The organism is Gordonia sp. ALPHA1B1 (assembly GCF_005502615.1).
GTDB lineage: Bacteria > Actinomycetota > Actinomycetes > Mycobacteriales > Mycobacteriaceae > Gordonia > Gordonia hongkongensis.
In genome coordinates this window covers 206,192-222,827 of record NZ_SCOC01000002.1, presented here as the reverse complement: position 1 = coordinate 222,827, position 16,636 = coordinate 206,192, and the positions used below count along the sequence as shown (strand labels likewise).

The window sequence follows — 16,636 nt, the reverse complement described above, 5'->3', positions numbered from 1 at the left end:
GTTAGTGTCGAGGGATGGCCACCCGACGACGCTTCCGTGATCTGGCGGAGCTCGACGCGCAGCTGATCGAGTGCCGTGCATGCCCGCGCCTCGTCGAATGGCGGGAGTTGGTCGCGCAGGAGAAGCGACGCGCGTACGCCGACGAAAAGTACTGGGGGAGGCCGGTGGCCGGTATCGGTCCGGCGGATGCGCGACTGCTGATCGTCGGCCTCGCCCCCGCGGCGCACGGCGGGAATCGGACCGGGCGCATGTTCACGGGTGACCGCAGCGGCGATGTCCTGTTCTCGGCGCTGTATCGCGCCGGCCTTGCGAGCCAGCCGCTCTCGGTCGCGATCGGCGACGGATTGGAGCTGTTCGACACGCGGATCACCGCACCGGTCCACTGTGCACCACCGCAGAACAAGCCGACGGTCGAAGAGCGCGACACCTGTTCGTACTGGCTGCACGCCGAACTCGAGTTGCTCGCGCCGACGGTCCGTTCCGTGATGACACTCGGTGGATTCGGTTGGCAGTCAACGCTTCGTACCTTCGCGAGGCTCGGCTGGACGGTCCCGAAGCCGATGCCGAAGTTCGGTCACGGTGTCTCCACCACCCTCGTCCGCGACGGTGCCGAACTCGAGGTCTTCGGCTGCTACCACGTGAGCCAGCAGAACACCTTCACCGGACGGCTCACCGTGGAGATGGTCGTCGACGTACTCACGGCGGCGGCGCGGTCGGCGGGGATCGAGAGCGGGTGAGGCCCTTCGAGGCTCGTCGCTATCGCTCCTCGCACCTCAGGGAGCGGAGGGGTGCGTCGCCATCAGTGCGGTCCAAGTCCCTACCGACGCCGGCCGGCGGTGAGCCGCTCCCGGCGGAGCCGATCGACCTCGGGGAGGTCAAGCGGGGCAAGGGATTCGACGCCGAGCGCGGTGGCCAGGAGATGGTCGGCGAGTTCGGGGTTGCGGGCCAGCGCCGGACCGTGCATGTAGGTGCCGATGACGCTGCCCTGGACGACGCCCTCGGTGCCGTCGCCGACGCCGTTGCCGACGCCATGCCGTACGCGACCCAGTGGGGCCGCGTCGGACCCGAGAGTCGTTCCGCCGCGGTGGTTCTCGAAACCGGTGAGGGGTTGTGACAGTCCTGGGAGGGCGGGGTCGACCAACAACTCGCCGATACTCCGCTCCGCCTGGGGCGCCGTCGTGAGATCGAACAGGGAGATGCCGTCGACGCGTTCGCCCGCCGATGTCTCGTACCAGTGGCCGAGTACCTGGATGGCGGCGCAGATGGCCAGCACCGGCCGTCCGGCCGCCGCCGCCTGCTGCAGACCCGGGTAGCGCGTGAGGTGCCGGGTGGCGAGCCGCTGCGCGTAATCCTCGGCGCCACCGAGGGTGTAGACGTCGAGCGAGTCGGGAACCGGGTCGTCGAGGGTGATGTGGATGACCTCGGCGTCGATGCCGCGCATCAGCGCACGGCGCTTCAGGACGAGGGCGTTCCCGCCGTCCCCGTAGGTACCCATGACGTCGGGCAGGACGAGGCCGATCCGCAGGGTCGATTCGCTCACTGCTCCGCCTTCCGTGATCGTGCTGCGCGTTCCAGGGCGGTGCCGAGATCGCGGAACGCCGTGTAGTTCGCCAGGACCTCGACGCGTCCCGGCGGACAGGATGCGATGGCGGCCATGGGATCCGGGATGGTGGTGTGTTCGGCGCCCGCGTAGAGCAGCCGGACCGACAGGTCGGCGGCGCGCTCGCCGGCCGCGACGACCTGCATGGTCTCGAACGCCTCGAAGCGCACGTCCCACAACCAGGACAGGTCCTCGCCGTCGGGCACCTGGCCGTTGACCGCGATCACCAGCCCGTCGGCGTCCTGGTCGATCATCGACATCGCTTCTTGCCACCCGGCCGGGTTCTTCGCGAGAAGTGTTCGGACCGAGTGGTTTCCGACCTGGTGGATGCCGTACCGGCCGGCGACCTCGCCGACGGTGCCGACGGCGGCCACCGCGTTGCGCGGGTCGGCGCCCATCGCGACGGCCGCGGCCACCGCCTGCGTCGCGTTGCCGCGGTTGGCTCTGCCCGGCACCGCGAGCTCCAGGGGAGCGCTGAAACCGTCCGGGCCGTAGATGTTCTCGTCGTCGAACCACCAGTCGGGGGTGGGGCGGCGGAAGTTGTCGTCGCCGGTCGACCGCCACCCCTCCTCGGAACGGACGATCGGCTCGCCGGTACGGGGGCAGCTGACGGAATCGCCGACCCAGCTCGCGCCGGCCGCGACCCAGACCACGTCCGGGGCGTCGAAGGCGGCCGACGTCACCAGGACGTCGTCGCAGTTGGCGATCACCGTGGTCTCGGGATGACGTGCGATGCCTTCACGCAGCCGACGCTCGATCATGTTGATCTCCCCAACTCGGTCGAGCTGATCCCGGGAGAGGTTGAGCATCACGAGGACCTCGGGGTCGACGGCGTCGCTGACGTGCGGGACGTGCAGTTCGTCGACCTCGAGCGCGCAGAACGGCGCCGTGCGGCTCAGGGTCAGCGTCGCGATGATGCCGGCGTCCATGTTGGCGCCGTCGGCCTGGGTGGCGACCTCGCCGAGTTCGGCCATCGCGGCCGCGGTCATCCGTGTGGTCGTCGACTTTCCGTTGGTGCCGGTGACGATCGCGGTGCGTTTGCCCGCGGCGAGCCGACCCATGATCTGGGGGTCGATCTTCGCGGCGACCAGACCGCCGATCATCGACCCCTTGCCTCGTCCCGCGGTGCGCGACGCCCACCGGGCCGCGGCCGCAGCGCCCAGGGCGACGGCGGTACGGGCGGCAACACGGGTGTTCGTGCGGGTTGCGGAACCGGCGGAAGAGAGTCGGTCGGGCATGCGCACGAGTGTGTCACAGGCCGATCCGACGGGAGTGGTCGTGCCGTGCGCCGACGCCGCGTAGGCTCGGCGGCTGTGAGTCGCGACACCCATCTGCGCCTGTCCCTGCCCGCCCGAGTGCAACGCGGACTGTTGCTCGCCGTCGCACGAATCCCGGCCGGAGCGTTGACCGTTCTGGGGCGACGGGCACCGGTCAACTCCGACGGTGAGCGGGTCGCCCCCGAGCTTGCCGCGATCGGCTGGGCCAACGACAACGTGCCCGGGCTGAACCCCTTCCAGGGCGAGGTGGCGCAGTCGCGTGCGCAGACCGACGAGGTCGGCGCCGCCATGGCCGAGGCGCTGCCGCCCATGGCGGTGGAAGAGGACCTCGTCATCGACGGACCCGCCGGCCCGATCCCGGCCACCCGGTATCGCTCCACCACCGACTCGGCCGGGCTGCTCGTCTACTTCCACGGCGGCGGCTTCGTCACCGGCAGCCGGATCAGCCACGACACCTTCGTCCGGCGTCTGGCACATGGCACCGGCCTCGACGTGCTCTCCGTCGACTACCGGTTGGCCCCCGACGCCCCGTTCCCCGCGGCCGTCGAGGACGCGGTGGCGGCGTGGCGCTTCGCTGTCGAGGTGGCGCCGCGGTGGGGTCTCGATCCGGCGCGGATCGTCGTCGCCGGTGACAGCGCGGGCGGAAATCTCGCGACCGTCGTCGCCCGGGAGGTCCGTGGCGAAGCGGTCACCCCGGCTTTCCAGCTGCTCATCTACCCGGTGACCGACCAGGCCGCCGACACACCCTCGCGCCGGGAGTTCGCGTCGGGGTACTTCCTCACCGCCGACGGCATCGACTGGTTCACCGATCGCTACCTGCCCGACGCCGCGCAGCGGAGCGACCCGCGCTGCTCGCCACTGCTTGCCGACGATCTCAGCGGTCTCCCGCCCGCGCATGTCATGGTCGCCGGCTTCGACCCGCTGCGTGACGAGGGCCTCGCGTACGCGCGCAGGCTCGAGGAGGCCGGCGTGCCGGTCACGGTCCGGCGAGAGGGCGCGATGATCCACGGGTTCGTCAACATGACCTTGATCAGTCCGGGGGCCCGGGCCGCGGTCGACCGTCTGTGCGCGGTGGTGCGCGAGGCCCTTCCGTCGGCCGGGTCCAGCTCAGCCGCCTGAGCGCACCGGTGTTCCGGCGCCCGCCCGAGCGCCCGTCACCGCCGACACGGAATCGGCCGGCGCCGGGGTGGCACTTGGAACGATCGAGCGCCTACGGGCTCTCGGCCGGGCCATCACCCCGGCAGCGCACCCCGCGACGACGATGACCGCACCGACGATCTCCCCGACGCTGGGGACCTCGCCGAGCACGAAGAACGCGGCCGAGATCCCCACGACAGGTACGAGCAGCGACATCGGCGAGACCCGGCTCGCGTCGTTGCGTCCGAGCAGGGTGGTCCACAGACCCGCACCGATGACGGTGCCGAAGATCGCGAGATAGGCGAGTCCGCCGAGCGCACGCAGTCCGCTCTCGGTACCGAGTGTGGCGAGCGCGTCGAAGCCGGCGGATGGTCCCTCGACGATCAGGCTCACCGCATACAGCGGCGGAGTGGCGACGACGGCCATCCACAACGTCATCCGCAAGGAGTCGTCGGGACGGGCGAGTCTGCCCCCGATGTTGCCCGCTGCCCAGCTCAGACCACCGAGCACGGTGAGACCGATCGGGAGCAGAGCGGCCACGCCGAGGTCGCTGCCGCGCATCCGGTCGATCGCGATGACCGCCATGCCGAGAACCGCGACCGCCAGGCCGAGGATCTGCCCGGCGGTCATCCGTTCCCGGAGGAACAGCACGCTGAGCATGACCGTGAAGGGCGCCGAGGTCTGGAGGACCAGCGAGGCGAGCCCGGTCGGCATGCCCAGATCCATGGCGAGGAACAGCATGATGAACTGCACGCTGCCGAAGCCGGCGACGTACAGCAGGAACCACTTCAGGCGCACCTTCGGGAACCGCACGAACAACATGACCGGTATCGCCATCACCGCGAATCGCATCGCGGCGAGGAAGAACGGCGGGAAGTGGTCGAGCCCGACTCGGATCGCGATGAAGTTCAGTCCCCAGAGCAGGACGACGAACAACGCGAGGAGGCGATCACGAGTGGACATGGCCCCATCGTCGGCGTGGACGATGTGAAGGACAATCGAATTTAACCGGAATAACCATTCAGTTTCTCTGAACGGTTACTCCTGTGCCGCGGCGACCTTCGCCCGCACGTCATCCATGTCGAGCCCCTCGACGGCGCCGATCAGTTCCTCGAGCTGAGCCGCAGGTAGTGCACCGGGCTGGTTGAAGACCAGGATCCCGTCCCGGAATGCCATGAGCGTCGGGATGGAACGGATTCCGAGACTGCCGGCGAGCTGCTGCTCGGCCTCGGTGTCGATCTTGCCGAACACGATGTCGGAGTGTGCTTCGGAGGCCTTCTCGAAGACGGGCGCGAACTGCCGGCACGGGCCGCACCAGCCGGCCCAGAAGTCGAGGAGGACGATGCCGTCCGAGGCGATGGTGTCCTCGACGGTTTCCAGGGTGATGTCTTGTGATGCCATGCCCCCACCAACGGATCGGACCGCTCGGACATTCCACCCCGAGGGTCATGCCGTGACCCACGGCACCGCCTGACGACGACGTGGGCCTGAGTACCGTTGTCGCATGGAAGTCCGGCGTCTGCGGCTGCTGCGGGAATTCGCCGACCGGGAGTCGATCGGCGCGGTCGCCGAGGCGATGCACATGACCCCGTCGGCGGTGTCGCAACAGCTGAAGGTCCTGGCAGAGGAGGCCGGTGTCGCGTTGTTCGAACCCGATGGCCGCCGAATCCGATTGACCGAGGCGGGGCGTGCGCTCGTACTGCGCGCCGATGACGTGATCGCGGCGGTGGATCGGGCGCAGGAGGAGATGTCGTCGTATCGGTCGGGCAAGACCCGGGTCCGCCTGGCGATGTTCCCGTCCGGTGCGACCCTGCTGCTGCCGGCGGTCCTGGAGCGGGCCACCGCATCGGGCATCGACGTACACGCGGTCCACCTCGACGTCGGATACCACGACGCGGCACCGGCTCTCGCCGATCACGACGTCGTGGTCACCCACCGCGACGAACGGACCCCGGCGATCAACATCCCGCGGGTCCGCGTCACCGAGTTGATGCGTGAACCCGTCGACGTGATCGTCGCCGCCGGCAGCGAACTCGCCGTGCGCGACCAGGTCGCGGTCGCCGAACTCGCCGACCACGACTGGATCAGCGTCGAGGGCGGCTTCCCGGTCGACGATGTGCTGCAATCGATCTCGGCGGCGACCGGGGTGGCGCCCCGGGTGACACAGCGGATGCTGGACTTCACCACCATCGAGGCGCTCGTGGCCCACGGCCACGGCATCGCGCTGATGCCGCGTTTCGCGGTCCGGCACCCGGAGGTGAAACGACTGGTGCTCAAAGGAGTTCGCGCCGCACGGGTCTACGAGGCGCTGGCCCGGCCGCGTTCGCGGGCGGCCGTGCAGCAGGTCGTCGATCACCTGCGTGCGGTGGGTGCCGAACAGGGCTGACGGCCCGACGCCACCTGAGCGGGCCCGGATACGCCGACAGCCCGGGGCGTGTGCCCCGGGTTGTCGGTGATCGATCGCTGGACTCAGACGCCGAGGCTCTTGCCGACGATGTCCTTCATGATCTCGGTGGTGCCACCGAAGATCGTCTGGATACGAGCGTCGGTGTAGGCGCGGGCAACCCGGTACTCGTTCATGTAGCCGTAGCCGCCGTGCAGCTGGAGGCAGCTGTCGATGACCCGCTTGGCGAGCTCGGTACACCACCACTTGTTCTTCGAGGCGTCGACGGCGTTCAGTTCACCATCGAGGACGCCCTGCAGGCAGCGGTCGATGTAGACCTCGGCGATGTCGAGCTCGGTTGCCATCTCGGCGAGACTGAAGCGGTTCGCCTGGAAGGTGCCGATCGGACGACCGAAGGCCTTGCGGTCCTTGGTGTACTGCAGGGTCTCGTCGAAGATCGCACGTGCACCGGCGATGGCGCCGATGCCGATCGACAGCCGCTCCGACGGCAGGTTCTGCATGAGGTGGTAGAAGCCCATGCCCTCCTGGCCGAGCAGGTTCTCGACCGGCACGCGCACGTCGTTGAAGTGCAGCTCGGCGGTGTCCTGGGCCTTGAGGCCCATCTTGTCGAGCTTGCGACCGCGCTCGAAGCCCTCCATGCCGCGCTCGACGACGAGCAGCGAGAACGCCTTGTGGCCCGCCTCGGGATCGGGGTTGGTCCGGCAGACCACGACGACGAGGTCGGAGTTGATGCCCGACGAGATGAACGTCTTGTTGCCGTTCAGGACATAGTGATCGCCCTCGAGCTTGGCCGAGGTCTTGATGCCCGCCAGGTCGGAGCCAGCGCCCGGCTCGGTCATCGCGACGGCGAGGATCGTCTCGCCGGTGGCGATCCCGGGCATCCAGCGCTTCTTCTGCTCGTCGTTGGCGAGGTGCACGAAGTACGGTGCGACGACGTCGTTCTGCAGGCTGAGGCCGGGTGCCGCGCCGTCGAACTTCGCGAACTCCTCGACCACCACGGCGTTGAACCGGAAGTCGTCCATGGCACCGCCGCCGCCGTACTCCTCGGGGATGTTGAATCCGAGAAGACCTGCGTCACCGGCCTTCTTGAATGCGATGCGATCGACCTGACCGGCTCGCGTCCACTCCTCGGTGTACGGGGCGCATTCGCGCTGCAGGAACTGCCGCGCGGTTTCCCGCAGGGCCTCGTGCTCGTCTTCGAAGATGGTGCGTTTCATGGCTTCTGCCTTTCTGCTCTACTCGATCGTCGTTCAGGAGTTGTCGGTCGGTCAGTTGTCGTTCTGGTCGGCGTCGCGCGCGCCGACGACGCGCAGTGAGAGCAGCGCATACGACGCCGCGACCTCGGCCGGTGTCCGGGCACCCGAGGGGCGGTACCAGGTGGTGATCGCCTGGCATGCGCCGAACAGGTAGCGCAGCACGTCTTTCACGTCGTCGTCGAAGTGGAACTCACCGGATTCGACGCCACGCTCGATGACACTGGCGAGCAGCTCCTCGGTCTCGGTCCGCATCGCGACGTAGGTCTCCCGTCGCGGATCCTCGACGTCGAGGTGGCGGAACTCGCTTGCCACGCTGGCGAGTTCGACGTCGTTGGTCATGTGCAGGACGATCGACTCGATCGCGTTGGACAGCTGCTCGCTCGGCGTCCGTCCGGACTCGATGGCCGCACCCACCCACGCGAGCACAGCGGTCATCGCCGCCTCGAGCAGTTCGACCAGGATCCCCAGCTTGTTGTCGTGGTGGTAGTACAGCGTCGGCAGCGACACCCCCGCTCGCGAGGCGATGTCGCGGATCGAGGTGCCGTGGTAACCGCGTTCATAGAACGCGTGTTTCGCCGCGACGAGAGTGGCCGGCAGCGGAACCTGTTCGCGCAGCCGCCAGTCCAGACCGTCGGTCTCGATCGTGAATTTCCGGGCGGGAACCGCCCGGGCCGGCTCAGACACGTTCGATGATGGTGGCGTTGGCCATGCCCGCGCCCTCGCACATGGTCTGCAGGCCGTACCGGCCACCGGTCGCCTCGAGATGGTTGACGAGCGTGCCCAGCAGGCGGGTGCCCGACGATCCGAGCGCGTGGCCCAGCGCGATCGCGCCGCCCCGCGGGTTCAGCTTGGCCGGGTCGGCGCCGAACTCGTGGGCCCAGGCCAGGGGCACGGAGGCGAAGGCTTCGTTGACCTCGTAGGCGTCGATGTCGTCGATGGACAGTCCCGAGCGCGCGAGGATCTTGTGCGTGGCCGGGATGGGAGCGGTCAGCATGAAGATCGGATCGTCGCCGGCGACCGAGAACGAGTGGAACCGTGCGCGGGGGGTCAGGCCCAGCTTCGAGGCCATGACGTCGCTCATGATCAGTGCGCCCGACGCGCCGTCGGTCAGCGGCGACGAGTTACCGGGGGTGATGTGCCAGTTGATCTCCGGGAAGCGAGCCGCGAAGTCCTCGCTGTAGAACGACGGCTTCAGGCCCGACAAGCCCTCGGGAGTGGTGGTCGCGCGCACCGTCTCGTCGGTCTTGTGCGTGAACGTCGTGCCGTCGGCGTCAGCGACGTCGATGGGCAGGATCTCGCGATCGAAGAAGCCCTCGCCGGCCGCCGCGGCGGCACGCTGGTGGGACTGCGCGGCGAAGGCGTCGAGCGTGTCGCGGTCGAACTTCCACTTGGCGGCGACCAGTTCAGCGGAGATGCCCTGTCCGACAAGTCCATCCGGGTACCGTGCTTCGATGCTCGGGCCGTAGGGGCTGCGCCCGGCGGTGGTGAAGCCCATCGGGACGCGACTCATCGATTCCACGCCGGCGGCGATCACCACGTCGTAGGCGCCGGCGATGATGCCCTGCGCGGCGAAGTGGGCGGCCTGCTGGCTCGATCCGCACTGCCGGTCGACGGTGGTGGCGGGTACGGATTCGGGGAAGCCGGCGGACAGCAGCGCGGTCCGCGAGATGTTCAGGGCCTGCTCGCCGGCCTGACCGACGCAGCCGCCGATCACGTCGTCGACGAGTGCCGGATCGAGGTCGTTGCGCTCGACCAGGGAGCGCAGCACATGCGCGAGGAGCTCGACGGGCTTGGTCTCCGACAGCGAGCCACCGGGCTTGCCCTTTCCGGACGCGAGGCGGACGACGTCGACGATGACGGCTTCGGGCATGAGGGTTCCTCTCGGGAGCGGGTCACGGCGCAGCGCACCGCTTCGCGCGGCGTACTTTATCTAACGATCGTTATACCGGTCTAGCACGCGCCCGGCAGGGGAATCAACAACACTGGCCGCGGAAATGCGCGAAGCCCCCACCCGACAGGTCGGATGGGGGCAGATGTCGCGGTGGGTCAGATGGTGCCTTTGTCCGGCTGACCTGCAGGAACGGCGGTGAAGGTCCGGACGTCCAGCGGTCCGGAAAGCAGGCCCCCGATCGCCTTGCCGAGCGCGGTGAGCGCCGGGGCGGCGCCGTGGGTCGCGAGGGCCTCCATCGATTCCCAGCGCTCGATCATCACCAGGTCGGTCGAGTCGCCGGTGGCCTCGTGCAACGCGTATTTCCCGCATCCCGGCTCGCCGTGCACCTCGGGGATCGCAGCCAGCACGGCCTCCCGCACCGCCTGTTCTTCTCCGGGCTTGGGGGAGATGGTGGCGATGACGATCACTTCGGACATGGGGGCTCTCCGTTCGCGGTGGGGCTCGGCGTGTATCGCGACAATTCGTCGGTGATGTCCCTCGGACACCGGACACCCCGGTGACGTTAGGTCAGCGAGGCGTCTCGATGTGGCGATTTCGGCACCCGGCGCAAGAACGCCGGCCCCGAGCGGCTGCGCGCGGGAGGACCGGCGCGGCCGACGGGGCCGGCGAGGTGGGCGTCACGCGATGTCAGCGCCAGCCGAGGGCCGGCGCGACGTGCGTGAGGATCGATTCGAGGACGTGCGCGTTGTACTCGACACCGAGTTGGTTCGGCACGGTCAGCAGGAGAGTGTCGGCCGCGGCGATCGCCTCGTCCTCGCGCAACTGCTCGATCAGCTTGTCCGGCTCGTCCGCGTAACTGCGTCCGAAGCGGGCGACGCTGTTGTCGATGACGCCGACCTGATCGGATTCGGCGCCGCCGCGGCCGAAGTAGGCGCGATCACGGTCGTCGACGATGGCGAAGATGCTGCGGCTCACCGATACTCGTGGCTCACGCGGGTGTCCGGCATCGGCCCAGGCCTTGCGGAACCGCTGGATCTGTTCGGCTTGTAACTGGTGGAACGGCACCCCGGTGTCCTCGGTCAACAGCGTCGAGCTCATCAGGTTCATGCCCTGCTGGGCGGTCCATTCCGCGGTCGCCCGGGTCCCGGCGCCCCACCAGATGCGGTCCCGCAGGCCGGGGGACTGCGGCTCGATGGGCAGGAGTCCCGGCGGGTTGGGGAACATCGGACGGGGATTCGGCGTGGCGAAGCCGCCGCCTTCGATGACCTTCAGGAACACCTCGGTGTGCTGTCGCGCCATGTCCGCATCGGTCGACCCCTCGGGCGGTACGTAGCCGAAGTACTTGTAGCCGTCGATGACCTGCTCGGGGGACCCACGACTGATCCCGAGCTGCAGCCGGCCGCCGGAGATGAGATCCGCGGCGCCGGCGTCCTCGGCCATGTACAGCGGGTTCTCGTAGCGCATGTCGATGACCCCGGTGCCGATCTCGATGCGACTGGTCTTCGCGCCGATCGCGGCGAGCAACGGGAACGGCGATGCGAGTTGCCGTGCGAAGTGATGGACGCGGAAGTACGCACCGTCGGCGCCGAGCTCCTCGGCGGCCACCGCGAGGTCGATGGACTGCAGCAGCGTGTCCGCGCCGGACCGCACCTGGGACCCGTGGGCGTCCGACCAGTGACCGAACGACAGGAAACCGATGTTCTTCATGCCCTCTAAATGAAACTCTGGTCCGTTTTGTTCCCGTCAGAACGATTCCGTCCCGCCGATCGGCGCGATCGACGGGACGGAATCGGGTCTTCGAAGGGGGAGGGTCAGGGCGCCCAGGTGCCCGGGGCGGCCTCGCCGTCGGCGACCGGAACCGAGGTGACCCGGTAAGCGCGGTTCACCGCCGAGACGACCGCGCGCAGGCTGGCGGTGGTGATCGACGACGCGATGCCGACACCCCAGACCGTCTCGCCGTTGACCTCGGTCTCCACGTACGCCGCGGCGCTGGCGTCGCCGCCCGCGGTCAGAGCGTGCTCGCTGTAGTCGAGGACGCGGACGTCGTAGCCCACGGCGCCCAGCGCGTCGACGAAGGCAGCCAGCGGACCGTTGCCCGAACCGGAGATCTCGCGCTCGTTCCCCTCGACCTTGACCACCGCGGTGATGTGGTCGTCGCCACCGTCGACCTCGGCGGCGTCGACCTTCTGGCGCATCCGCTCCAGCGGCCACACCGGGTGAAGGTAGTTCTCCGCGAAGACATCCCACATCTCCTTGGGATTGACCTCACCGCCCTCGCCGTCGGTGATCTTCTGGATCTCGCGACTGAACTCGATCTGCAGGCGCCGCGGCAGGTTCATGCCGTGGTCGGCCTTCATGATGTAGGCGACGCCGCCCTTGCCGGACTGGCTGTTGACGCGGATGACCGCTTCGTAGTTGCGGCCGACGTCCTTGGGGTCGATCGGCAGATACGGTACGGCCCAGGTGATGTCGTCGACGTCGGAGTCGGCGTTGTCGGCGTCGACCTTCATCTGGTCGAGGCCCTTGTTGATCGCGTCCTGGTGGCTGCCCGAGAACGCGGTGTAGACCAGGTCGCCGCCGTAGGGATGACGCTCGGGGACGTTGAGCTGGTTGCAGTACTCGACCGTCCGGCGGATCTCGTCGATGTCGGAGAAGCTGATCTGCGGGTCGACGCCGCGGCTGAACATGTTCATGCCGAGGGTGACCAGACAGACGTTGCCGGTGCGCTCGCCGTTGCCGAACAGGCAGCCCTCGATACGGTCGGCGCCCGCCTGGTAGCCGAGTTCGGCTGCGGCGACGGCGGTTCCGCGGTCGTTGTGGGGGTGCAGGCTCAGGATGACCGAGTCGCGCCGGGCGAGATTGCGGTGCATCCACTCGATCGAGTCGGCGTAGACGTTGGGAGTGGCCATCTCGACGGTCGCCGGCAGATTGATGATCATCGGGCGCTCCGGGGTGGGGGCAATGATCTCGGTGACCGCGTCGCACACCTCCTTGGCGAAGCTCAGCTCGGTGCCCGTGTAGGACTCCGGCGAGTACTCGTACCGCCAGTTGGTGTCCGGGTAGTTCTGCTGTACCTCGAGGACCTTGTGTGCGGCGTCGGTCGCGATCTTGGTGATCGCCGCCTTGTCCGCGCGGAACACGACTCGACGCTGCAGGACCGACGTCGAGTTGTAGAAGTGGACGATCACGTTGGCCGCGCCGCGGCAGGCGTCGAAGGTGCGCTCGATCAGTTCGTCACGACACTGGGTCAGCACCTGGATCGTCACGTCGTCGGGGATGGCGCCGTCTTCGATGATCTCGCGGACGAAGTCGTAATCGGTCTGGCTGGCCGACGGGAAGCCGACCTCGATCTCCTTGTAACCCATCCGTACGAGGAGGTCGAACATGCGGCGCTTGCGTGCCGGGCTCATGGGGTCGATGAGTGCCTGGTTGCCGTCGCGGAGGTCGACCGCGCACCACATCGGGGCGGTGGTGATGACCTTGTCGGGCCAAGTGCGGTCGGGAACCGCCACTTTCTCGACCTCGTCGGCGAACTGTCGATAACGATGAACCGGCATCGCGGAGCTGCGCTGCGGGTTCCATGAGGGTTGTCCGGCGGGAATCGGGCCCGCGGGCTCGACGATTCGGCTGGCGCCGGAAGTGAAGCTGTCTGCTGGTGCCATGGTGGTCATTCTCCGTGTGTGGAAGGAAAGTGACCGGCGCGTCATGAGGCCCCGCGACGGAGGGCCGGTCGGTTCAGACCCCGCCGCGGCAACCGAGGAGGAGTGCGCGCTGCATGCGCTCGACTGTACTCCCCGGCGACGAGGTGGCCAAAGCTGCAGGTGAGGCCGGGTCATGACGTCCCCCTCTTCGGGGGGTGCCGCCTCACCGACACGGGCTCCAGACTATGACATGCCTCTCACCGCGCAGCCGGAGTGACCCAAATCATCCGAGCGGCGGACAGGGGCACCCGGACCGATGATGCCCGGGATCTCGAGCCGCCACCCCGACGCGGCCGTCTGCAGAAAGGGCTAACGCCAGTGACGACCATCCCCGCCGAACCGCCGGTGACCGAACCGCCGGAGGGTAAACGCACGAGCCTTCGACGCGTGGCCGCCGCGAGTTCCATCGGCACGACGATCGAGTTCTACGACTTCTTCATCTACGGCACCGCCGCCGCCCTGGTGTTCCCGACCGTGTTCTTCCCGGCCGCCGACGAGGTCACCGGGACCATCGCGTCCTTTGCCACCTTCGCCGTGGCCTTCTTCGCGCGGCCGGTCGGCGCGATGCTCTTCGGTCACTTCGGCGACCGGATCGGCCGTAAACGCACCCTGGTGTGGACCCTGCTCATCATGGGATTGGCGACGGTCGCGATCGGTCTTCTCCCCGGTTACGAGACCGGCGTGTTCGGCTTCGCCGAATCCGGGATCGGCATCGCGGCGCCCATCCTCCTCGTCTTCCTGCGGTTCCTGCAGGGCTTCGCCGTCGGCGGCGAATGGGCGGGCGCAACGCTTCTCACCGCCTAGTACGCCCCACCGGGCAAGCGGGGGCTGTACGCGATGTTCCCGCAACTCGGCCCGGCCTTCGCGTTCTTCCTGTCGAGCCTGACGTTCCTCATCGCGAGCCTGACGCTCGGCGAGACCAGTTCGGCCTTCCTCGACTACGGCTGGCGCATCCCGTTCATCCTGTCCTTCGCGCTCGTCGCCGTCGGGCTGTGGGTGCGGCTCGCGGTCGCGGAGACGCCGGTGTTCCGAGAAGCCCAGCAGCGCAGGGCAATCGACGGTCCCGTGGTCGACGGTCCGGCACTGCCGTTCCTCGACGCCTTCCGCCACCAGTGGCGCGAGATCCTCATCGCCGGCGGCGCGCTGGCGAGCCTGTTCTCGCTGTTCTACATGGGCACGGCGTTCCTCACGAACTACGGCACCAAGTCACTGGAGCTGTCCCGGACCTTCGTGCTGACCGCGGGGATGGGCGCGGCCGTGGTGTTCGGACTGTCCACCGCGGCGTCGGCGGTGTGGTCGGACCGCGTGGGTCGTCGCCGGGTCATCCTCACCTCGTGCAGCGTCGCGATCCCCTGGGCGCTGGTGCTGTTCCCGATCCTTGAGATCGGCGGCGGCTTCGCGTTCGTGGTCGGACTCTTCGGGACGCTGCTGATCTTCGGCATCGCCTACGGTCCGGCCGGTGCGCTTCTGCCCGAACTGTTCGAGGCGCGGTACCGCTACACCGGTGCGGGGATGGGTTACAACCTGGCCGGCATCCTCGGTGGGGCGATCCCGCCGCTGATCGCCGCCCCGCTGATCGCGGGTCCCGGTGCGATCTGGGTGGGTGTCCTGCTCGCCGGTCTGTCGGCACTCAGCGTCGTGTGCACGATCAAGATCGTCGAGACCAAGGACAAGACGATGCGGGCGTCGGTCACCGACGACGAGCAGGTGCCGGTCGCGTAAACGACTGTACCGCAATCAAATACAAGAAATCCGCCCCGGGCCTGTCGGCTCGGGGCGGAGTCGTTGCCACCGTCCGCAAGCTACGGGCGCTCCTCAGCTCAGGGAGCGGGAGTGGACGGCGTGTAGCGCAACCAGTCGACCTTCATGGTTGCCGGGCTCGGAGTCGTCGACGACGGGGGCCCGGGCCAGATGCCGCCGACCGCGACGTTGAGCAGTGCGTACATCGGCTTGTCGAAGACCCACCGTTCGTCGCCGGTGAGCGAGGAGCGGTTGATCGTGTAGACCGCGTTCCCGTCGATGGTGAAACGTATCTGCGACGACGACTTGGTCACCGCGTAGACGTGGAAGTCGCCCGGATCGATGCCGGTGAGGTCGTGGCCCCGCTCCCAGCGGCCGGCGAGCGGCCCCGGCAGCGGCAGTCCGGGGAGGAGATCGGCGAGCGAGAGATCGAGTGATCCCATCGCGGTGCCCAGCGCCGTCGGGCCGTGCACGCCCACGTGGACCCAGTCGGAGGAGTTGATCGTCTCGGCGATGTCGACCTCGCCGGCCGCCGGGTACCCGACGGAGTCGATGTCGCTTCCCAGCAGCCAGAACGCCGGGTGCAACCCGCGACCCTGCGGCAGGGAGATGCGCGCGGAGATCGTCCCGTAGGTGAACTCGAAGCTGTCCTCGGTGGTGAGCCGGGCCGACGTCCAGCCGCCGGTCGCCGCGCGGCGCGCCTCGATGAGCAGGTTGCCGTTGCCGTCGAGTCGCGAGTTCAGCCGATCGGCGGTGTAGTTCTGCACCTCGTTGTTGCCCCAACCGCCGGCGCCGGTCTCGTGCTGCAGCGCCGACGGGAGAGTGCCGGCGGCGCCATCGAATTCGAGGCTGAACGGCTCGTCGGCGTGGGCGGCCGCCGGCACGGACAGTGCTGCCGCGGCTGTCAGTGCGGTGACGGCGGCGACGGGCGCGAGGTGCGCTGCCAGTCGGCGGAGGAGTCCTCGAGGTTGAGGTGTGACAGTCATGGAGAACAAGTACCACACGTCACTTCTGTCTCATATGCCTCGTTCGTCACATCGGCCGGTCAGGCGCCTGCGGAGCCCGGGAACGCGGGATGTCCCCAGCGACCCGCGAACGCGACCTCGGACAGCGGGAGCCGGGTGCGGGGTTTCTCGTCGCGGGCGCGGATCTCCTCGGGAAGGGACGCCGGGTCGGCGAGCGCGCCGACTCCGAGCAGCACCAGCGGTCGTTTGTCGGCGGGGATCCCGAAGATGTCGCGGGCTGCCTCGGCGTCGAAACCGGCCATCGGATGGGCATTGAAGCCGAGGGCCTCGGACTGCAGGATCATCTGCGCCACCGCCAGTCCACAGTCGACGGCTCCGTACGTGTGGGCCTTCGAGTCGTCGGGGTCATCGGTGGTACAGACCAGGATCAGGGCTGCCGAGCGCGGCGCCCACCCCGAGTTCCCCCGGGTCAGGACGCCGGCGAGGGCGTCGAACGTCGGGTCGCCGCGCAGTCCCGCGATGAAGCGCACCGGCTGCACCCGGCCCCAGGTGGGAGCCCAGCGCCCGGCGTCGACGATCGTGGTGACGTCGTCGAGCGAGATGGTCGAGGACGGATCGTAGCCGCGGGCGCTGCGGCGGCCCGAGATGAGTTCGTGCATCCGCCC

Annotated in this window: 15 protein-coding genes and 1 pseudogene; 4 read left to right on the top strand and 12 right to left on the bottom strand. The window is 68.6% G+C overall.

Translation table 11 applies throughout. From position 1 onward, the window contains the following. The first annotated feature begins 14 nt into the window (after nt 1-14). Entirely contained in the window at nt 15-737 is a 723-nt protein-coding gene (locus tag FFS52_RS02235; RefSeq protein WP_137808670.1) for a uracil-DNA glycosylase, read from the top strand. Nucleotides 738-817: 80 nt separating this feature from the next. On the opposite strand, the gene FFS52_RS02230 is transcribed toward FFS52_RS02235, so the two are convergent. Together FFS52_RS02230 and FFS52_RS02225 are read right to left on the bottom strand one after the other, a co-directional pair. After that, on the bottom strand, nt 818-1,540 hold the full coding sequence (locus FFS52_RS02230) for a glutamine amidotransferase (RefSeq protein WP_137808669.1): 723 nt from the start codon (nt 1,538-1,540) through the stop codon (nt 818-820). Then, the gene (locus tag FFS52_RS02225; protein WP_137808668.1) at nt 1,537-2,838 is read right to left on the bottom strand and encodes a MurT ligase domain-containing protein; all 1,302 of its coding nucleotides are present in this window, start codon (nt 2,836-2,838) and stop codon (nt 1,537-1,539) included. Before FFS52_RS02225 ends, FFS52_RS02230 begins: the two co-directional genes overlap by 4 nt. Nucleotides 2,839-2,913: 75 nt before the next feature. Here FFS52_RS02225 and FFS52_RS02220 point away from each other — a divergent pair, with 75 nt between their 5' ends. After that, entirely contained in the window at nt 2,914-3,996 is a 1,083-nt protein-coding gene (locus tag FFS52_RS02220; protein WP_137808667.1) for an alpha/beta hydrolase, read from the top strand. Here FFS52_RS02220 and FFS52_RS02215 read toward each other — a convergent pair. Together FFS52_RS02215 and trxA are read right to left on the bottom strand one after the other, a co-directional pair. Further along, nucleotides 3,985-4,977: an EamA family transporter gene (locus FFS52_RS02215; RefSeq protein WP_137808666.1), complete on the bottom strand. Its 993-nt coding sequence runs from the start codon at nt 4,975-4,977 to the stop codon at nt 3,985-3,987. The two genes, FFS52_RS02220 and FFS52_RS02215, sit on opposite strands and share 12 nt — an antisense overlap. A gap of 75 nt (nt 4,978-5,052) precedes the next feature. Continuing rightward, the gene (gene trxA / locus FFS52_RS02210) at nt 5,053-5,415 is read right to left on the bottom strand and encodes a thioredoxin (RefSeq protein ID WP_137808665.1); all 363 of its coding nucleotides are present in this window, start codon (nt 5,413-5,415) and stop codon (nt 5,053-5,055) included. Nucleotides 5,416-5,518: 103 nt separating this feature from the next. Here trxA and FFS52_RS02205 point away from each other — a divergent pair, with 103 nt between their 5' ends. Further along, the gene (locus tag FFS52_RS02205) at nt 5,519-6,400 is read left to right on the top strand and encodes a LysR family transcriptional regulator (protein ID WP_137808664.1); all 882 of its coding nucleotides are present in this window, start codon (nt 5,519-5,521) and stop codon (nt 6,398-6,400) included. An 83-nt stretch (nt 6,401-6,483) separates the two neighbouring features. On the opposite strand, the gene FFS52_RS02200 is transcribed toward FFS52_RS02205, so the two are convergent. The 6 genes from FFS52_RS02200 to leuA all read right to left on the bottom strand — a co-directional run bounded on the left by FFS52_RS02200 (nt 6,484) and on the right by leuA (nt 13,227). After that, nucleotides 6,484-7,635: an acyl-CoA dehydrogenase family protein gene (locus FFS52_RS02200; protein ID WP_058251055.1), complete on the bottom strand. Its 1,152-nt coding sequence runs from the start codon at nt 7,633-7,635 to the stop codon at nt 6,484-6,486. Nucleotides 7,636-7,686: 51 nt separating this feature from the next. After that, nucleotides 7,687-8,358: a TetR/AcrR family transcriptional regulator gene (locus FFS52_RS02195; RefSeq protein WP_058251056.1), complete on the bottom strand. Its 672-nt coding sequence runs from the start codon at nt 8,356-8,358 to the stop codon at nt 7,687-7,689. Next, nucleotides 8,351-9,544 (bottom strand): acetyl-CoA C-acyltransferase, encoded by a 1,194-nt coding sequence (locus FFS52_RS02190; RefSeq protein WP_068972280.1) that lies wholly within the window; start codon nt 9,542-9,544, stop codon nt 8,351-8,353. Before FFS52_RS02190 ends, FFS52_RS02195 begins: the two co-directional genes overlap by 8 nt. A 176-nt stretch (nt 9,545-9,720) precedes the next feature. Further along, nucleotides 9,721-10,041: a putative quinol monooxygenase gene (locus FFS52_RS02185; protein ID WP_137808663.1), complete on the bottom strand. Its 321-nt coding sequence runs from the start codon at nt 10,039-10,041 to the stop codon at nt 9,721-9,723. 211 nt (nt 10,042-10,252) lie between these two features. Further along, on the bottom strand, nt 10,253-11,272 hold the full coding sequence (locus tag FFS52_RS02180) for an LLM class flavin-dependent oxidoreductase (RefSeq protein WP_058251059.1): 1,020 nt from the start codon (nt 11,270-11,272) through the stop codon (nt 10,253-10,255). 104 nt (nt 11,273-11,376) lie between these two features. Beyond that, entirely contained in the window at nt 11,377-13,227 is a 1,851-nt protein-coding gene (gene leuA, locus FFS52_RS02175; RefSeq protein ID WP_137808662.1) for a 2-isopropylmalate synthase, read from the bottom strand. 357 nt (nt 13,228-13,584) lie between these two features. On the opposite strand from leuA, the pseudogene FFS52_RS02170 reads away from it, so the two are divergent. Continuing rightward, a pseudogene (locus FFS52_RS02170) lies at nt 13,585-14,988 on the top strand (MFS transporter). A 98-nt stretch (nt 14,989-15,086) separates the two neighbouring features. Here the strand turns inward: FFS52_RS02170 and FFS52_RS02165 are convergent. Then, nucleotides 15,087-15,992, bottom strand: coding sequence for a glycoside hydrolase family 16 protein (locus FFS52_RS02165; RefSeq protein ID WP_137808661.1), 906 nt, complete (start codon nt 15,990-15,992; stop codon nt 15,087-15,089). A gap of 59 nt (nt 15,993-16,051) precedes the next feature. After that, nucleotides 16,052-16,630, bottom strand: a complete 579-nt coding sequence (locus tag FFS52_RS02160) for a nitroreductase family protein (protein WP_137808660.1) — start codon at nt 16,628-16,630, stop codon at nt 16,052-16,054. Nucleotides 16,631-16,636 lie beyond the last annotated feature (6 nt).